The sequence below is a fragment of the Streptomyces sp. NBC_00510 genome, from assembly GCA_036013505.1.
In the GTDB taxonomy this organism is placed as follows: Bacteria; Actinomycetota; Actinomycetes; order Streptomycetales; family Streptomycetaceae; genus Actinacidiphila.
In genome coordinates this window covers 8,324,860-8,341,152 of sequence record CP107851.1, presented here as the reverse complement: position 1 = coordinate 8,341,152, position 16,293 = coordinate 8,324,860, and the positions used below count along the sequence as shown (strand labels likewise).

Here is a 16,293-nt window from a genome sequence, read left to right as displayed (position 1 = left end):
AGCGACCAAGAATGACCACGAGGGCGCGGGGCAATACCGCGCCCTCGTGGCGTGCCTTGCGTAACCCCAGGTAAGAAACCCCGGCCATACGGGTTCCCTGGAGAGGCCGGCCATCGAGCACGATGGGAACTCCCCGCCCGATCCACTTGGAGCTACGGATCAGATGGCTTCTGACATCCACGGCTGACATCAACGGCCACGCTCACTCACGGCCGGGACGCCTCCGCAGTAGCCGGTCCATGTGGCTCACGGCCTCGCGCTGGGTGTCCTGCACGACGTGCGTGTAGACGTTCATCGTGACGGCGATCTGGGAGTGCCCGAGGATCTCCATCACCACGCGGGGCGCGATGCCGGCCGCGGTCAGCACCTGCGATGCCACCACGCCAAATCCGGCTCCGCCAGGGGCTCGTGGTGCGTTCGTCCGAGAAGGACCGCGTCGAGGCGTTCGACCTGCACTCGGAGTTCGGTGGCGGCCCGCGGTGAAAGCAGAAGCAGAGCCTCTTGCAGCTTGTCCCGGGCCCAGCCCTCGCCACAGCATGGGCACGTGAACTCGGACTCCCAGCACCTCCATCGGCGCTTGGTGCCGTGAACGCGCACAGACCACACACTCACTGCCACTGACACGATGCCCGGAGACAACCGCTCCCGTTCGAGCACACGGATGGCAGCATTCGCCGCCCCCGACAGACCCGGGACATCGCGATAACGAATCCAGGGTCCTCCCCATCCGCGATCTCGCGGTCGAAGCGAAGCTGGTCTTCTACGCGGCACGGCCCCTTCGGATGCAAGTCATGGACAGCATCTTCCCACACCCCCGAGATGGACCGACCACCTCACAGGCGGAGGTCAGCGCGGTGCAAGAGCACCGGATCTCTGTCGTGCGCGGTTGGGGCTTGACGGTCTGGCGTCAGGTGACGCCTGACGTCCGCCCTAGACGATCATGAAGCGATCGCAGCGTGGTAAGACTTTCTCTACTTCATCAAGACGCCCGCAGGGTTGGCCCGGGGGCATGAGGTCAGAACCGCGGTGGCTGGGGCGGGCGCCGACACGATCTTTAGCCACCTCCCCGGTCCGGCACCCGACGTCGAGCAAGACCAGGGGGCCGATCGGGCTTGTTGCGGGCAGGCAGGAGCCAGCCCGATTCGCGGCCGGCGTATGGCCCCCTGGCCATGCTCGACCCGGCCCGGGCAGGCAACCGGCCAAAGATCGCGCCAACGCCCGCGCGGTAGCGTGCAGCCAGTGCCGGCGGTAAGAGCGGAAGAAGCCCCGTGGGGATGACTGAATGACTGAGCCATATGCGGTTCTGGGGTTCTGGGAGGGGCGTCGGTACGCCGATGCCGTGGTCAACGCCCTTGAGACCGTGGGTCACGCACCATGTGAGCGGTGGGAAGAGGCGGCCGGAACCGCATTTTGGTGGACAGACGGAGCTCCTGGTCTGTCCCGAGCGACATGGGCAAACGGGCTCATCTTGTTCTGGCGGCGCGATGGGGGATGGCTGTGCACGCCGCTCGATTCCGAAGAGAATCCCGATCGCAGCGCCCGTGTACCGCTGCCGTTTCACGCAGTAGCCAACCCCGCCTCCTTGGCAGTCGCGGTGCCACTGCTGCTTCGCCACGGGATAGGGGGGCTATCGCCGATCAGGGAGCCCTGGGCCGAGCTCGACACATTGGCTTCGGGCCGTCGTGGAACCGTGCGAGGCGAACCGACGACACGCAACGATGACAATCCTCGACAGTCGCGATCCAGCTCAGAGGGATGATCGACAATCGCACCGCAGGTGGCAGGAGCAGCACACTACTTCCAGAAGAACTGACTGGTGGATGACCTCCGGGCGGTCCGAAGGATGTCTGCCGGGTGCCGGCCGTAGGGGCTGCGAGCAAATGACGGTCACAGGCGGCGGTCCGGGCCAGCTTCCAGGACCTCTCGGATTGCTCGCTTGCGGGGGAAGCGTGCGCGTGAGCCGTACCGGTGGCCGCTCAGCTTATGGATAACCGCGGTGAGCCACTCGGGGTCGCCGAGATGCGCGACTCGGCCGCTGGTCGCTACCTCGTCGAGTAGCTTGCAAGCTGCGGTGATCTCCCGCCGGGGGTACCGGTAGGCATGGTGGGTGAAGTCCGCGCTCCACTCTTCATAGGGACAGCGCGCAAGCCCCCCGACGGAAGCGGGGAGCCCCACGTGCTCGGTCGGCTGGCCAAGCCAAGACAGGATCACCGCAACCTTCCGCAGCCTCTTCGAGTGGTCGCGCCGGTGAGGCTGGACGTCGAGCGCGATGTCCATCACGCGCGCCCACGGAATCTGCTGAGTCTCGACGCCCCCCACCCAGTGCGAGAGACCGTCCCCCCTCAGCCTTACATGGTCTCCAGCGGGATCACCGATCACCCACTCCCCGTCGGTGAACGCAAGGGGTCCGAGTCGATCGGGCATGTTCTGGTCCTTCGTTCCGCAGCGCCGTCCAGCGCCGCCCGAAGAATGATGCATGACGCGTTTCGCGGTCTATCTGCCGGGGCGCTGCGCGTCAGACGGGTGCCGGTTCGCATCGACGTGCCACAGCCGTGCCAGACACGACGGGGCCGAGCGGGGAACGGCGGGGAACCACGGACAGAATCCGGCGTTCGTCCAGGTCCACGTCGGTGCAGCTCAGGGGCTATCCGGAGCCTCAGTCTTCCAAACTGGTGCCATGACGTCGCGCGGACCACCGACTGTAGGCTGCGCCGGTTGATGCGACCACCCGAGGAACGTCATGGATCTATCACCGTCGACCCTTAACCGCCTGGGAAACAGCATCCTCGGAGTCGTTCCGGCGGTTGTCAGTATCGCGTACACAGCACAAGCCGACCGCGGGATGCTGCGGCTCGTGGGCAGTTTGGCCGTGATCGGGTTCGGTGTACTTGCAGTGCGGGGATATCGACTCGGCGTGACGTATGAACACTCACGGATGATGGTCCGTGGCTACCTGCGCACGCGGGTAATCGACCGAGAGCGCATCTCGGAAATCACGGACTTCCCTGCGGTGAGGTGGACAGCTCGCAACGGACGCAAGCGATGGACCCCTCTGACGGTGTTCATGACGAGCCCCGGTGAATTCTCGGCAACTCGCCTCCCCAAAGAACGTGCCATCAGCAGGCTGCGACAGTGGGCACGGCGATGACGCGGCTAACAAGAGCGTGTCAAGGCCGCTGCTCACGCTGACGTCCACCGCTGACACCAACACGGCGGCACGTACGCTCACCACGGGTGCGGATCAACCCGGACGCCGGTGCCCGTTGATCGACCTGATAAGAAAGCGGCCACAGGTTCAAGATTGCACGAACCGGAGACGGCACAGGCGCGCGGCCGGGGCCGTCGCTGGGCCGTCCGTCCAAGGGCGCACAACGACGACCAACGCTGACAACCGTTGACCACTCGATCACAGGTCACAGCGTTGATCGCCTAGGCAGGCCCAAGTCAGCGGACCCCCTGGTCACTTCTTCGGCTACTGAGACCGCGGCAGGGCCTGACAGGTTCCTCGCCCCTCGGCGCACAGCAGGTGTACGTTCATAGCGGCTGCCCCGTCGGGGGGCGGCTTCGCTCACGTCCTGTCGGAGGACAACATGGCTCTTAGCCGTCTTGCTCAAGAACTCGCGGCCGAGATCGCGCAGCATGACTGGTCGGACGCTCCCTATCGCATCGACCGAGCGGGCCATAGTCGCGCTGGGGACTCAGACTCAAAGCGTACCGAGCAGGTCCTCTCCGAGAAGGAGACCGACCGCGTTCGTACCAACGTTATGTGGGTCGCCGCACAGACACTGGGTTACTCGGACCCCAACTTCGACGTCTACGAGTTCGCCAAGGCCTGCGGGGTCAACACGCTCACCAGTCGGGGAGCGAAGGACGGCGCGATCGCAGCGGGCCTCCGCACGTGGTATGGCCAGTACACGCGTCCCGGATCGTGGACGTTCGATCCTCTGGTTGAGGTCATCACCACGAACACAAGCGACTGCTATCACGCCACCGAAGAGTGTGATCTATTTCGCCGCGGCTATCAGGGTGCGCCCATTCTGCGATTCGCCCCTGACGAAGTGCCAGCGAAGTGGAAGCCGTGCCCCTGCGTCAATGTGCCTAGAGGCTGACGGATCCAGGCGCTGCTGACATCTGCGCCTGACACCAACGAGGGCGTACGCCAACATACTCCGGCACCCACAGGCGACGTACGCGAACGCGCATGCAGCTCTCGTAGACGGTCAGTGATCGAACTCCTAAAGCGGATGTCGCCCAGCAAGACGAGCAGCATCGCGGGGCCGTCTCTGGGCCGTCCGAGGGCGGCCAAGGGCGGCCAACCCTGACAACCATTGGCACACTAACCGCAGGCCACAGGGCTGCTTGCCCAGGTGACCTCAGGTCGACAGAAGCCCGAATCGCTTCCTACGCAACAAGCAGCAGGAGTAGGAGGAGTACCGCTCCGAGGTCACGGCCTTCGAACTCCGCAAGAACCTCCACCTCTTGGTCGTACAGCAGGTCAGTAGGCTCGCGACGTGACAGACCACGGCATTGAGCTCCCAGTCTTCCGACTCCACGTCGTGCCGGCGGTGCTGGCCTCTGTGCCGTGTCCATCCCGCCGACCCGACTCTACGTGGGGCACTACGAGGAGTACGACCCTCCACGCAACCTCGGCTGGGCTCCCGCACCCACCGCAGGACTCTACGTCGTCCCACCGGAGAGGTGGGACGTGAACGTGGAGGATGTGGACATGGAGGATGCGGGGTACATGCTCTACCTGCGCGGAGCTGAGCCCATTCAATGGGAACCGGTCAAGGACTGAGGCGGGACACGCTGGGTTCCAACACCAGTCGGACCAGCATCACCCAGTCCAGGGAGCCAGGCAACGACCCAAGCTACACAGCTCACCTATAAGTCGTGACTATTGCTCCACCATGCCGGACAGGCATCAGAGTCGGCTCGCAGTGGATAGTCGGAGATTGGTCCATGCCACAGCCGTGCCACGTGCCACGGGGGTCGGCCAGGATGGATGCCACCGGATCGGAGGGTGGGACGCTTGCGCCATGACGAATGCCACCGCCGACGATTACCACTGGTTCGAAGCGGACTTTGCCCGCCTTGCCGAGGCGTACTGCATCACGCTGGTGCGCGGGATCACGCCAGCGGAGGTGCTCCAAGTACTCAAGGCCGAGGTGCGAGGGCACGGCATTGGAGTGGCAACGCTGGACGAGCACGCCTACGAAACGGCCCAGGTACACGAGGGCACCCATGGTTACCTCGGAGTGGCGCCCCTCCACGGCTGGACGGTGATGGTGGAACCCAACGGCTACATCGGGACGCTCGACGGAGCACTGTCGCACCTGTCAGCCGGGCGCACGGTCGTGTCCCACTTTCGGAATGTCAACGCGGTCGATCATTTCAACTGGTTCGAGAACGGCAAGCCAAGGCTGCACTTCGAGCCGCTGTTTCCCTACCACCGAGACGGCAGCGACCCCGAGAGCTTGGTGACAGCCATGCGCGAGGTGGGCTTCGCCACGGAGGAAGGAAGCCCAGATGACCTGGACGTGGTCACCGCTGCCACCTTCGCTCTCGCCGAGCGCGTCACCGGGATCCGGCTGACTCCGGAATTTCTGAAGAGCACCCAGTTCATCGAGGGCCTGGCTCCGATACCCAGCGGCTGACCGGATCTAGGCTGGCCCGAACGGGATACGGGTGCTCTGCGGCTCCTGACGGCAGAAGGTGACGGCAACAGCGCCGTACACACGTGGACCCTAGCGGTTGCAGGGGGCCTACCTTGTGCCCTCGTAGTTGCAGCGCGGCAGCGCGCGCGTAGCTGTGAACGAACTCCTAAAGCAGGTATCAGCCCACCTGCTTGAAGTGGCCGCGCAAGGTTTGGCGTCACTGCCCTCTAGCCTTCCGCTGTGAGCGACGTACGAGGCCAAGATGGTGGGCAGTCCTACGCGTGGCGGGAGTTGCTACAGCGCTGGAGTGATGAGTGGCTCGATCCGGTGTTGCACGAACAGGAACGGGCCGAGCCGTTTTCCGAGGAAGTGCGCCGGGCCCGTTGGTTGGGTCGGGCGGGTGCCGGCGTCGAGGAGGTCGGCGCGCTTGAGGACCGCCTGCGCACCGTACTGCCGGCGAGCTACCGGCAGTTCTTGCTGACCAGTGACGGCTGGCTCAACACGACCTCCGACATCGAGCGGATCCTGTCGGCCCAAGAGGTCGGCTGGACCCGGGACCTCGACCCCGAACTGGTGGCGATCTGGAGCGAGGCAGACGGGGCCAACGGCGCACGGGTCGATGACGAGGAGTACTTCGTCTACGGCGAGGCCCAGGACCCGGTCTCGATACGCACCGAGTACGTGCCGCATACCCTGAAGATCAGCCACACGCCCGAGGCCACCGAGGTCTACCTCCTCAACCCATGCGTGGTCACGGCAGACGGCGAGTGGGAAGCCTGGTTCGTCGCCCATTGGCTGCCCGGCGCAGTCCGATACCAGTCCTTCTGGGACCTGATGAACGACGAGTACCGCCGCTTCCGAGGCGACTGGTGACACCCAGGTCGTGCAAGGCAGGTAGGCCCAGGCGCTTGACGGGTCTGACAGGAGGGACGGCGAGCCACAGCCGTGCCACATCGGGCGGTCAGCCACGGTCAACGGCGGTTCGTCGGGGTCGAGATAGCCGGCTGAGCCGGGGTCTCTTCAAGGCCGCTCCGACCTGGACATCCTCGATGACCGTGACCACCAGGCTGACCATGCAGAGTCCCCTAACGCGCGAGGGCCCTCCCGGGCCGCCCAGAACCGTGGAAGGGCATTCGATGATGACCAGCGCTCACGGGTGCCAAACGCGGTCACGGCCACCGATGATCAGTTGTGGCCGTACTGGATCGCGAGCGCGATCAGGTCGCCTGGCCGGCGGGCGATACGCCAGGCCAGGGTTCACCTGAAACCGGATGCAGTAGATCGGCATCGACCATGCCGTCCGGCCTACTGAAGACCGGATCACCTGGCCGCAACCCGATCCGAGCCACCGCTTCCGGCAAGTCCGGTACTTCCAGCGCACCCTCCGCTGGGCGCGTCCCCCCATCCTTTCGGATCGGGTATCCACGCCACATGCCACGCACCCAACGACCGCCTCCCCTGACAGCATCCCGGGCAGCTGATCCTTGCGCAGGGCGGTGGCGGCGCGGATGGGGGCTCGCCTCCTCCCCCGGCGCTGATGCGGACGCCCGGGCAGTCCAAGTGCGAGAAGGCTCCCGCCGTGGTCGAGCGGGACACTGTGAGACGCGGGCGACGAATCCGAGGCGCGAGGTCGTTCTGCTTCAATGGTTACGATATGAGTGATCTGATCTTGAGCGGGGCGCCGCCGGACTTCGAGCTGGTGCGGGCCGCTCAGGCAGGCGATGCGGGTTCCCTGGGGCTGCTGCTCGCCAGGCATCAGGCGACCATGCACGGAGTCGCCCTCGCCATGCTGGGTCACAGCCCGGATGTCGAGGACGCGGTGCAGGAGGCGGCGCTCATCGCGCTGCGGCGCATCGGGGATCTGCGGGATCCGGACGCCGTCGGCCCGTGGCTGCGCATGGTGGTCCGCAACGTCTGCCGTGCCCAGCTGCGCAAGAAGTCGGCGGTGCCGGTGGCCGAGCTCGAGGGGTTCGTCGCCATGGACCGCTCGGGCGGCCCGCCCGATCCGGCGGACGTGCTGGACGAGCACGTGCTGCAGGACTGGATCTGGAGTGCGCTGGAGAAGCTGTCACCCGCGCTGCGGTTGGTGACCATGCTGCGCTACTTCACGGACGTCACCTCCTACGAGGAGATCGCGCTGCTGTGCGGCACCCCCGTCGGCACCGTGCGCAGCAGGCTCAGCCAAGCGCGTACGAAGCTGGCCGGTGCCCTGGTGAGCATGGGCGACCAGGTCCACGACGACGCCACCTCACGCACCGCGCGGCACCGCCGTCTGGCCGAGGAGACCATGCTGGCGGGCCACCGCGGCGAGCTCGCCTCGGCGTGGACGGAGTGGCGGTCACCCCGGCTGGAGGTGACGTGGCCGACCGGCAAGCACACGGACCTCGCCTACCTGGGGTTCTCCTTCGCCCGCGACGTTTCCGACGGCGTCCGCCAGAAGCTGCTGAACGTGGTGGCCGGTCGCGAGGTGGTCATCTGGGAGGCGGCCATCATCAGCCCGCCGGAGGACCCGTTCCACTGCCCGCCCAGCGTGGTCTGGGTGCATCACCTGGACCGGAAGGGTGACGACAGGCTGCGCCTGTACCACCCGCGCCGCCGCCGGGCCGGCCTCGCAAACAATCTTGAAGGCTGATCGAACCTTTCCGGGGTCCACCGCATCGTGTGGGTATGAAAGCTATCCATCACGAGGCGGAGCACGGCGAGCGTGCTGCCGAGGTGCGCACCGTCGTGGTCGACGGCGTGCGCCAGGTCTACCGGGTCGCGGGTGACGGGCCGGTGTGCCTCGTGCACTCCGGAGGCCCCGGTGTGCACCCTGAGTACCTGCGCGTACCCGCACTGGAACCGCATCTGACCATGGTCTACCTGGACCCCGTCGGATCGGGCGACAGCGACCTGCTGCCGGACGGGGACTACTCCACGTCCCGCTACGCGCGCTTCGCCGCGGCCGTACTCGACGACCTCGGGGCGCCGACCGCCTACGTCCTCGGCCACTCGCACGGCGGTTTCGTCGCGCTGCAGTTCGGCCTCGAGCACCCCGACCGCCTCGACGGGCTGATCCTGTACGACACCGCGGCCGTGTACGGGCCGGAACTGATGGAGGCGGCGTCCAAGGAGATGGCCGTGTTCGTCCAGCGCTGGCCGGACCGGCCCGAGGCGGCCGAGGCGGGGCGGGTGTGGGAGGCCCGGCTGTCGGGGACGCTGGGGGTCGTCGACGACGCGTCGAAGGAGCGCTACCTCGGCACCCTCCTGCCCGCCTACTTCGCCGACTACCGCGCGACGGTCGCGCAGGTGGGCACGCCCACCTTGCGGGCGACCCATGACCCGAATCGGCTCCCGGCCGACTGGGACGTACGGGACCGGCTCGGCACGATCCAGGCGCCGGCCCTGGTGATCGTCGGCACCCACGACTTCATCTGCCCGCCCCGCTTCGCCTACGAGATCCACGCCGGCATGCCGGACGCGCGGCTGTGCGAGCTGACCGCGAGCGGCCACTTCGGGCACATCGAGGAGACCGAGCGGTTCGTCGCCGCCGTGCTCGACTTCGTCACCACCACCGACAAGGGGAACCAAGCGTGAGCACCACCGTGCCGACCGGCCTGGCCGAAGAGACCGAGATCAAGGCATATACCGACTTCGTGACAGGCGCGCCGGCCGACGTGCTCAGCGCCCTGGGCGTCGGCGCGCGGCAGTTCGGCTCCGCGCGGGCGCTCGCGGTTCGCGAGGACCCGAGCCGCTTCTTCAACCGGGCCGGGGGGTTCGGGCCTGCCGAGCCGGTCACGGCGGACATCGTGGAGCAGGTGTGCGACTTCTACCGCGCTCAGGGCGTGCCCCAGGGCTCGTTCATGATCGCGCCGTCAGTGCTGCCGTCGGATTGGGCCTCGACCGCGCAGAAGTGGAACCTCACCGAGGGCACCCGTTTCGCCAAGCTCGGCTGTGACGTCGCGACCGTACTGGCCGGGACCGACGGTGTCGCCGCGCTCGACCCGGACCTGCGCGTCGGCCTCGTCGAGCGTGACCAGGCACGCGAGTGGGCCACCGTGATGATGACGACCTTCGGCTTCGCCACGCCGGCCATGATCGACATGGCCGCGGCATGCGTGGGCAGGCCGAACTGGCGGCAGTACGCCGTCTGGGAGGGTGAACGCATCGTCGCGGTCGGCAGCATCTTCGTGAACGGTGACTGTGCCGACATGTTCGGCGGAGCGACGCTGCCGGAATGGCGCGGCCGCGGCGCCCAGTCGGCACTGCTCACCGCCCGCGCCCAGGCGGCCCACGAAGCAGGCTGCCGATGGCTCGTCGCCGAGACCGGGGCGGAGGGCCCCCGCGACCACAACACGTCCCTGCACAACATGAAGCGCGCCGGCTTCGAGCCGCTGTACGAGCGGGTCACCTGGGTGTGGGGCGGGTAGCCCGACCGGAAAGGCCGGACGCGCGCGGTCAGGCCCGGAACCTGAGCGCGGGCGTCTTCGGCCGGCCGGGTCCGGCTGTCGGCTGCACGCCTACGGCAGCGTCGCGGGAACCGGGCGGCGGGGCCGTAGCTTGGCGGCCGCCATGGCGGCGAACACCACGGCCCAGAACGCCGCGGCGATCCAGACCTCCCAGCGGCCCATGCTCGTCATCCACGACGTTCCGGTCGCGCGTCCCAGCTCGTGCGTGGTGACCGCGTACATGCCGACCGGGAAGACGAGGTTCCACCAGCCGAGCTCGTAGCGCAGCGGAATGCGGCGCAGCGCGTGCCGCCATACGCCCAGGGCCAGCAGAAGGGGGATGAGCCAGCTGGAGAACGACCACAGGACGACGGACGACCCGACGAGGAGCGGGCGCGACAGCATGGTGCTGCCCACGGGGAGTGCCATCAACCGCACTGCGGCAAGGACGGCGATCGCCGCCGCCCCCATGAAGATCCAGACGGACGTCATGAGGCCTTCCGGACGGACCGGCCGGGCCAGCAGCCTGGCCAGGACGATGGCGGCGGTCAGCAGGTACTGCACCAGGCCGACGGCCCAGCACACCACCGCCAGCACCGGCAGGACGTTGCCGGGGGTCACCCGGGCCAGCGCGGCCGCCGCGACCGCCACCGACTCCGATCCCACCGCCCACAGGAACCAGGTGCCGTTCACCTGGTCGAACGAGGGGCCCCGTTTCAGGGTGGTGATGAGCGCGAGCGGAATGCCGTAGTCCAGCACCACCCACCCCAGTACCCCGAACGCCAGGAACGCCCATGCGACCGCGGTGTGGCCGTCCGGCGCGAGGCGCGCGGCCAGCACGTTGGCGGAGATGGCGACGGTGAGGAACGCGAAGGCGCGCGGCCCCAGGAAATCCGCGACGAACCGCTCGCGCTGCCGCAGCAGCCGCCAGCCGTAGGCGGGCAGCAGTACCGCGAACCCGGCCAGTGCCACCCACAGCAGTACGGCGGAGGCGGTGCCGGCGCCGTTGACGTACAGGGCGGTGGAGACGATGCCGGTGCCCATGACGAACGCGAGCGCACCGGCGTTGAGGTCGCCCACCGCGGCGGAGAGGGCCGCGCGGCGCCCGGAAGGCGCCGTCTCATCGGTCCTGCGGCAGATGCTCTTGGCCATCACGCATCCTCCGGCCGCTGACGCGGTAGCAGCATTTTACTGGTATGTGCATTTCGTCGTCTTTCGGGCACGGTGACGGCAGCCCGCGCCAGGGCCTCCATGACACTCTCCGCGACGGCCTGTGCGGTCAGTCCCGCTTCCGCGAGGATCTCGGCGCGCGTGGCCTGCCGGGGAAACCCGTCGGCCACCCCCAGGGCACGCACCGGGGTGCGGATGCCGGCCTCCTGCAGGGCCTGGCCCACCGCGGTGCCCACTCCCCCGGTACGCAGGCCGTCCTCGACCGTGACGACCAGGGCGTGCTCGGCGGCGAGGGCGGGCAGCTCTCCGGGCAGCGGCTTGACCCACAGCGGGTCCACCACCGTGACCTCCACACCACGCTCGGCGCAGAGCCCCGCCGCTTCGAGGGCGACCGGGACCATCGTCCCGACGGCGATCAGCAGGACGCCGCCGGAACCGGGGGCCGCCTCACGCAGGACGTCGACCGCACCGACGCGACCGGCCGCCGGGATCTCCGGCCCGACCGCGCCCCGCGGGTAGCGCAGGACCGTCGGCGCGTCCGTGATCGCGACGGCCTGCCGCAACTGCTGCCGCAGCGTGTGCGCGTCACGGGGAGCCGCGATCCGCAGGCCGGGAACGGCCTGGAGCATCGCCAGGTCCCACAGCCCGTTGTGGCTGGGTCCGTCGTCACCGGTGACCCCGGACCGGTCGAGTACGAGGGTCGCACCGAGACGGTGCAGGGCGAGGTCCATCAGCACCTGGTCGAGTGCGCGGTTCAAGAAGGTGCCGTAGAGGGCGATCACCGGGTGCAGTCCCGCCATGGCCATCCCGGCGGCCGAGGCGACCGCGTGCTGCTCGGCGATACCGACGTCGAAGAACCGTGCCGGATAGCGTGCGGCGAAGTCGTTCAGACCGACCGAGCCGGGCATGGCCGCGGTGATCGCCACGAGGTCCGGGTGCGCGTCCGCCAGCTCCACCATTTCCCGGCCGAACACCGCCGACCAGGTCGGAACGGCGGGCCGCAGGGGACGCCCCGTCTGCGGGTCGATGGCACCGATGCCGTGCAGATGGTCCTCCTCGTCCTCCTCGGCGGGCGCGTATCCGAGCCCTTTGCGCGTGATGCAGTGGACAACGACGGGCGCGCCATGGGCCTTGGCCCGCTCCAGGGCCGCTTCCAGGGCGGGGATGTCGTGGCCGTCGACCGGGCCGAGGTAGTGCAGGCCCAGCGCGCCAAAGAGCGAGTGCGGCGTCACGGCGTCGGTGGAGCCGTCTGCGAGGCCCGCCCGCAGCCCCTCCTTGATGCCCTCCTTGGCGGCGTGCAGGGTGCGGTGCAGCGCCCGCCCGGGCGTCCCGGCACCGCCGAGGGCCTGTTTGCCCCAGCCCGCCAGACGCTCGTAGCCGGCGTGGGTGCGCAGGGCCGCCAGGTGCCGCGCGAGTCCGCCCACGGTCGGTGCGTACGAACGGCCGTTGTCGTTGACGACGATCACCACGGGCCGGTCGGGGGCCTCCGCGATGTTGTTCAGGGCCTCCCAGGCCAGCCCGCCGGTGAGCGCTCCGTCGCCGACGACGGCGACGATGTGCCGGTCCGCCCGTCCCGCGAGCTGTCCGGCCTTGGCCATGCCGTCGGCGTACGACAGGGCCGCCGACGCGTGGGAGTGCTCGATGTGGTCGTGCGCGGACTCCTCCCGGCTGGGGTACCCCGACAGGCCGCCGCGCTGCCGCAGGCCGGTGAACTCACCGGCCCGCCCCGTCACGATCTTGTGGACGTACGCCTGGTGCCCGACGTCCCACAGCAGCCGGTCACGCGGGGAGTCGAAGACCCGGTGCAGTGCCAGCGTCAGCTCCACCACGCCGAGGTTGGGCCCCAGATGGCCGCCCGTGGCCGCGACGTGCCGGATCAGGAACTCGCGGATCTCCCCGGCGAGCCTGACCAGTTCCGGATGGCTCAGGCCCCTCAGGTCCGCGGGCCGGTTGATCCCTGCCAGCAGGCTCATGCCGCTGCTCCTCATCGATGCCGCTGTGCCGTCGGCGGATGCACCCGCCGCTCGGACCGACCTGTGCGGCCCCATCGCCTTGACGACGGTAGATCCGGGAGGGCACGGGAACGGACGGTCCTGCGTGCCACGGCGGCCTCACATCAGGACATCGGCCCGGCGGCCGCCCGCGGGCCGCCCGTCGCCGCGTCACGGAGCGCGCACGGACGACGCGGTGTCCTGATCCGAGGGCTTCTTGTCCCCCGTTCCGCCATCAGCTGCGTGGGGAAGCCCCGTTATGTGTGTAGTGCCGCGAACTCGCGGCCGGTGAACCCACCCCGGGGAAGAAGCATGACCGACCGCCATCCGGCCACCGCCACACGGCAACCTCCGCCCATCCTGTGGAGCCTGGGTCTCCTGCACGGCGAACTGCGGGGGACGCACGGCCTGTCGCTCCACGACTACCTCATTCTCGGGGCCCTCGCGGAAGCGGAGGGCCGGCCCGTGCCCCTGACGCGGCTGACGGCGCTCCTGCGCGAGACGCGGACCCGGATCGCCTCCCTCCTCACAGGCCTGGAGGCGGCAGGACTCGTCGAACGCAGTCGTGGGCCCGGAGATCGCAGAACGATCGAAGTGACCCTGACCGAGGCAGGACGTGCCAGGTTCACCGACGCCGAGCGGGCCGCACACGAGCGGCTGCGCCGGCATTTCGTCCTGTGACCGTTGTACCCGCAGCGGTCGTCAGCAGGGCACACCGAAGCCTGTCGACGAGCCCCGGAAAAATCTTGGGCGGTCATGTCGAGAACCCGTGGCCGGCTCCGTCCCCGGGGTGAAGGCGACCACAATGGGTCGCACCGGCACCAGGGAGAACCACGATGGCCAAGTACCTGCTCCTCAAGCACTACCGCGGCGCACCGGCCGCCGTGAACGACGTGTGCATGGACCAGTGGACGCCCCAGGAGATCTCCGACCACGTCCGGTACATGCAGGACTTCGCCGCCCGCCTGGAGAAGACCGGCGAGTTCGTCGACGGCCAGGCCCTCGCCCCCGAAGGCACCTGGGTCCGCTACGACGGCGAAGGCCGCCCGCCCGTCACCGACGGCCCCTTCGCCGAGACCAAGGACCTCATCGCCGGCTGGATGGTCATCGACGTCGACACCTACGACCGTGCCGTCGAACTCGCCGGAGAACTCTCCGCCGCCCCCGGCGCCGGCGGCAGGCCCATCCACGAATGGCTCGAACTCCGCCCCTTCCTCGCCGCCCCGCCCACCATCACCGAATGACCACCCCCATCGACGAGGCACGGCTCCGCAGCCTCACGCCGGGCGTCCTCGCCATCCTCGTCCGCCGCGGAGCCGACTTCGCGGCGGCCGAGGACGCCGTCCAGGACGCGCTGGTCGAGGCCGTCCGCGTCTGGCCGGCCGACCCGCCCAGGGACCCCAAGGGCTGGCTGGTCACCGTGGCCTGGCGCCGGTTCCTGGACGCGACGCGGGCGGACACCGCCCGCCGCCGCCGCGAGGACCTCGTCGACCGGGAACCGGACCCCGGGCCCACGCCCGCGGCCGACGACACGCTCCAGCTGTACTTCCTGTGCGCCCACCCGTCACTGACGCCCTCGTCCGCGGTCGCGCTCACGCTGCGCGCCGTGGGCGGGCTGACGACCCGCCAGATCGCCCGGGCGTATCTGGTGCCCGAGGCGACCATGGCGCAGCGCATCAGCCGGGCCAAACGCACCGTCTCCGGCGTGCGGTTCGACCAGCCCGGCGACGTCGCCACCGTGCTGCGCGTCCTCTACCTGGTCTTCAACGAGGGCTACTCCGGCGACGTCGACCTCGCCGCCGAGGCCATCCGCCTCACCCGGCAGCTCGCGGCCGCGATCGACCACCCCGAGGTGGCGGGGCTGCTCGCCCTCATGCTGCTCCACCACGCCCGGCGGGCCGCCCGGACCGCGCCCGACGGCAGCCTGGTGCCGCTCGCCGAACAGGACCGCGGCCAGTGGGACACCGGGGCCATCGCCGAGGGCGTCGGGATCCTGCAGGCGGCGCTCGCCCGCGACCGGCTCGGCGAGTTCCAGGCGCAGGCCGCCATCGCGGCACTGCACGCCGACGCGCCCACCGCCGAGGAGACCGACTGGGTGCAGATCGTCGAGTGGTACGACGAGCTGACACTCCTGACCGACAGCCCGGTCGTCCGCCTCAACCGCGCGGTCGCCGTCGGCGAGGCCGACGGACCGCGCGCCGGGCTGGCGGCGCTCGCGGCGCTGGACGACTCGCTTCCCCGGTACACCGCGGTGGCGGCCTACCTCCACGAGCGTGACGGCGACCTGACGACGGCGGCACGGCTTTACGCCGAGGCGGCCCGCAAGGCACCCAACCTCGCCGAGCGCGACCATCTGACGCGCCAGGCCGCCCGCCTCAACTCCCGGCGTGGTGGCTGACGATAGGTGGAAGCGGTAGCCGGTGCTCCGGCCCGGAGACCGGTGCCGGGATGAATCTCGGCCGACATGGGCGCACTCTGGAGATAGGCCCCGTTTCCGCACGTGCCGAATGGGCCCTCGGGACGGGGCTGTGGCTGCAGGCCGCTGCCCGCGATGGGCCGTGGCCGATCCATCCACGGGAGCCCGGTGGCCCTCGTAGGCCGGGGGCCGGTGTGCCGGCTCGTTCCGGGCGGTATTGATGGTCTCTTCAGTACCTCAGCGTTGCTCTCGCGCCGGGCGACCGTGGCAACTACCGACATGCACGGAAGGACACGCCATCATGAGGCGCAAGACACTGATCGCCACCGTGGCTGCCGCCGCCGCACTGGCCGGAACGGCCGGCTCGACGTCCGCCGCCGTCGCAGCCGACCACCCTCAGAGCACGGTCTCCGTGGTCGCCGACGACGGCGGCGGTGACGACGACGGCGGGGGCGACGACGGTGACGACGGCGGCGACTACGGTGACTGACGGTGGCTCCCGCAGCTGACGGCGCGGACGCCACCCCACACGCAATGCGTCTTCTCCAGGCCGGCGGTACCACCCGCTGACCTGTCGAGGTCTCATCGCCATCCGCGGGTCCCCGCCGCTCCATCGCGGCGAGGACCCGTTC

The 16,293-nt window shown here is 69.1% G+C and carries 14 protein-coding genes and 1 pseudogene; 11 read left to right on the top strand and 4 right to left on the bottom strand.

Features of this window, described 5'->3' with window-relative positions; translation table 11 throughout:
- Positions 1–202 precede the first annotated feature (202 nt).
- Positions 203–367, bottom strand: a pseudogene (locus OG937_37835) (site-specific integrase).
- 1,520 nt (positions 368–1,887) lie between these two features.
- A complete protein-coding gene (locus tag OG937_37830; GenBank protein WUD77061.1) occupies positions 1,888–2,424 on the bottom strand; it encodes a hypothetical protein in 537 nt (178 codons plus the stop codon).
- Between the two features lie 1,166 nt (positions 2,425–3,590).
- Between OG937_37830 and OG937_37825 the strand changes: the two genes are divergently transcribed.
- The 7 genes from OG937_37825 (at position 3,591) to OG937_37795 (ending at position 10,066) form a co-directional block, all read left to right on the top strand.
- Positions 3,591–4,109, top strand: coding sequence for a hypothetical protein (locus OG937_37825; GenBank protein WUD77060.1), 519 nt, complete (start codon positions 3,591–3,593; stop codon positions 4,107–4,109).
- Between the two features lie 473 nt (positions 4,110–4,582).
- Positions 4,583–4,798: a hypothetical protein gene (locus OG937_37820; protein WUD77059.1), complete on the top strand. Its 216-nt coding sequence runs from the start codon at positions 4,583–4,585 to the stop codon at positions 4,796–4,798.
- 241 nt (positions 4,799–5,039) lie between these two features.
- Entirely contained in the window at positions 5,040–5,657 is a 618-nt protein-coding gene (locus OG937_37815) for a DUF6461 domain-containing protein (GenBank protein ID WUD77058.1), read from the top strand.
- 240 nt (positions 5,658–5,897) lie between these two features.
- On the top strand, positions 5,898–6,530 hold the full coding sequence (locus OG937_37810) for an SMI1/KNR4 family protein (GenBank protein WUD77057.1): 633 nt from the start codon (positions 5,898–5,900) through the stop codon (positions 6,528–6,530).
- A gap of 781 nt (positions 6,531–7,311) precedes the next feature.
- Complete coding sequence (locus tag OG937_37805) at positions 7,312–8,289, top strand: sigma-70 family RNA polymerase sigma factor (protein ID WUD77056.1); 978 nt, start codon at positions 7,312–7,314, stop codon at positions 8,287–8,289.
- A 35-nt stretch (positions 8,290–8,324) separates the two neighbouring features.
- On the top strand, positions 8,325–9,233 hold the full coding sequence (locus OG937_37800; GenBank protein ID WUD77055.1) for an alpha/beta hydrolase: 909 nt from the start codon (positions 8,325–8,327) through the stop codon (positions 9,231–9,233).
- Complete coding sequence (locus tag OG937_37795; protein WUD77054.1) at positions 9,230–10,066, top strand: GNAT family N-acetyltransferase; 837 nt, start codon at positions 9,230–9,232, stop codon at positions 10,064–10,066. The genes OG937_37800 and OG937_37795 overlap by 4 nt, the downstream gene beginning before the upstream one ends.
- 90 nt (positions 10,067–10,156) lie before the next feature.
- Here the strand turns inward: OG937_37795 and OG937_37790 are convergent, their stop codons facing one another.
- Positions 10,157–11,236 (bottom strand): tellurite resistance/C4-dicarboxylate transporter family protein, encoded by a 1,080-nt coding sequence (locus tag OG937_37790; GenBank protein WUD77053.1) that lies wholly within the window; start codon positions 11,234–11,236, stop codon positions 10,157–10,159.
- Complete coding sequence (gene dxs / locus OG937_37785; protein WUD77052.1) at positions 11,236–13,227, bottom strand: 1-deoxy-D-xylulose-5-phosphate synthase; 1,992 nt, start codon at positions 13,225–13,227, stop codon at positions 11,236–11,238. The genes OG937_37790 and dxs overlap by 1 nt, the downstream gene beginning before the upstream one ends.
- Positions 13,228–13,557: 330 nt before the next feature.
- Between dxs and OG937_37780 the strand changes: the two genes are divergently transcribed.
- The 4 genes from OG937_37780 (at position 13,558) to OG937_37765 (ending at position 16,151) form a co-directional block, all read left to right on the top strand.
- Positions 13,558–13,926: a MarR family transcriptional regulator gene (locus tag OG937_37780; GenBank protein ID WUD77051.1), complete on the top strand. Its 369-nt coding sequence runs from the start codon at positions 13,558–13,560 to the stop codon at positions 13,924–13,926.
- 155 nt (positions 13,927–14,081) lie between these two features.
- Positions 14,082–14,489 (top strand): YciI family protein, encoded by a 408-nt coding sequence (locus OG937_37775; protein ID WUD77050.1) that lies wholly within the window; start codon positions 14,082–14,084, stop codon positions 14,487–14,489.
- A complete protein-coding gene (locus OG937_37770; GenBank protein WUD77049.1) occupies positions 14,486–15,643 on the top strand; it encodes an RNA polymerase subunit sigma-24 in 1,158 nt (385 codons plus the stop codon). Before OG937_37775 ends, OG937_37770 begins: the two co-directional genes overlap by 4 nt.
- A gap of 319 nt (positions 15,644–15,962) precedes the next feature.
- Positions 15,963–16,151 (top strand): hypothetical protein, encoded by a 189-nt coding sequence (locus OG937_37765; GenBank protein WUD77048.1) that lies wholly within the window; start codon positions 15,963–15,965, stop codon positions 16,149–16,151.
- Positions 16,152–16,293: the final 142 nt, after the last annotated feature.

Bases quoted from the DNA above. Each gene is read 5' to 3' on its own strand.
- OG937_37790 (WUD77053.1), bottom strand. From the start codon at position 11,236: ATGGCCAAGAGCATCTGCCGCAGGACCGATGAGACGGCGCCTTCCGGG.
- dxs (WUD77052.1), bottom strand. From the start codon at position 13,227: ATGAGCCTGCTGGCAGGGATCAACCGGCCCGCGGACCTGAGGGGCCTG.
- OG937_37770 (WUD77049.1), top strand. From the start codon at position 14,486: ATGACCACCCCCATCGACGAGGCACGGCTCCGCAGCCTCACGCCGGGC.
- OG937_37825 (WUD77060.1), top strand. From the start codon at position 3,591: ATGGCTCTTAGCCGTCTTGCTCAAGAACTCGCGGCCGAGATCGCGCAG.
- OG937_37805 (WUD77056.1), top strand. From the start codon at position 7,312: ATGAGTGATCTGATCTTGAGCGGGGCGCCGCCGGACTTCGAGCTGGTG.
- OG937_37815 (WUD77058.1), top strand. From the start codon at position 5,040: ATGACGAATGCCACCGCCGACGATTACCACTGGTTCGAAGCGGACTTT.
- OG937_37830 (WUD77061.1), bottom strand. From the start codon at position 2,424: ATGCCCGATCGACTCGGACCCCTTGCGTTCACCGACGGGGAGTGGGTG.
- OG937_37780 (WUD77051.1), top strand. From the start codon at position 13,558: ATGACCGACCGCCATCCGGCCACCGCCACACGGCAACCTCCGCCCATC.
- OG937_37765 (WUD77048.1), top strand. From the start codon at position 15,963: ATGAGGCGCAAGACACTGATCGCCACCGTGGCTGCCGCCGCCGCACTG.
- OG937_37800 (WUD77055.1), top strand. From the start codon at position 8,325: ATGAAAGCTATCCATCACGAGGCGGAGCACGGCGAGCGTGCTGCCGAG.
- OG937_37775 (WUD77050.1), top strand. From the start codon at position 14,082: ATGGCCAAGTACCTGCTCCTCAAGCACTACCGCGGCGCACCGGCCGCC.